Annotated in this window: 1 protein-coding gene; it reads right to left on the minus strand. The window is 61.2% G+C overall.

Going from position 1 to position 1290, the window contains the following annotated elements:
- Window positions 1-256: 256 nt before the first annotated feature.
- On the minus strand, window positions 257-1282 hold the full coding sequence (locus AC6LJ5_RS30310; RefSeq protein ID WP_103271115.1) for an IS110 family RNA-guided transposase: 1026 nt from the start codon (window positions 1280-1282) through the stop codon (window positions 257-259).
- Window positions 1283-1290 lie beyond the last annotated feature (8 nt).

The following is a 1290-nucleotide window of genomic DNA, read 5'->3' on the forward strand; positions in this document are numbered from 1 at the left end:
AAAATCTATGGTCAGCCCGATTTTTGCAAGCGAGGCGGTGTAGGCGTAAATTGGGCTTGCTCAAATCTATTCGGAGTCAGTTGGGGCTAGGCCCCCCGCTCCATGATGAGAGTCGCGCCCGGCAAACCTAAAAAGCCCCTCAGCATCGCGGTGCTGGATTTCATGTCAGGTTTCTTGCCAGGCCGTTGAGCCGTTTATGTCTTCACGTACTCGCGTCGCAAAACCAGGAAGTGACTGCGTAAAACGGTGATGAAGGTCAGGCTGGCGCTACAGTCTGCTCACTTCGGTAGTTCGTTCCATTGGCGAGGATGGCCCAGGCGATCCTCGCCAATTTATTGGCCAGCGCACAAGCGACCACGTTCGAGTGACGTCGGGCCTGCAGCTCGCGCACCCAGGCGCCTAGCCGGTCGGTTCGTCGCTCCACGTGTCGCATGATCGCGCGAGCGCCCTGTACCAACAATCGTCTAAGGTTCTTGTCGCCCCGTTTGCTGATGCCCAGGAGCGTGGGTTTGCCGCCCGTGCTGTACTGGCGAGGCACCAAGCCTACCGAAGCGGCGAACTGGCGCGCCGAACCAAATTGCCGCGCATCGCCCAGCTCAGTCATCAGCACGCTAGCAGTGATTGGCCCGATGCCGGGGATCTGAAGCAGCCGCTGGCTGCGTTCATCCTCGCGCAGCTGTAGACACAGCTCACGCTCAATCTGGCCTACCTGCTCATCCAGATACTGAAAGTGCGATCGCAGCCGCTCCAGCAGCGCGCCTAGTTGGGGCGGCAGCGCGTGTTCGGCCAGAACCGCTGGCAAGCGTCGCAGGATCGCCTGACCACGAGGCAGGCTGATGCCAAACTCCAGCAAAAAGGCGTGCACCTGGTTGATCACGCCCGTGCGCTGAGCGACCAGTGATTCACGCACCCGATGCAGGGCAGAGACGGTCTGCTGAGCCTGATTGCGCACGCTCACGAACCGCATGCTCGGGCGCGAGGCCGCCTCGCAGATCGCCTGGGCATCGGCGAAGTCATTCTTGTTGCCCTGTACGAAGGGGCGCACGAACTGGGGGGAAATGAGCTTGGCCTGGTGGCCCAGTTCTTCGATGCGGCGCGCCATCCAGTGCGCGCCGGCGCAGGCCTCCATCACCACTGTGCTGCGCGGTGTGTTGCCCAGTAACTTGAACAGATCCTGGCGCGAGCACTTCTTGCGAAACATCATCCTGCCGGCCGCGTCCTGCCCATGCAGATGGAAGCTGTGTTTGCCCAGATCGATGCCAATCAGCGTGACGGTGCTCATGAGAGGTC

It is taken from the genome of Achromobacter sp. 1011791174 (assembly GCF_059760925.1).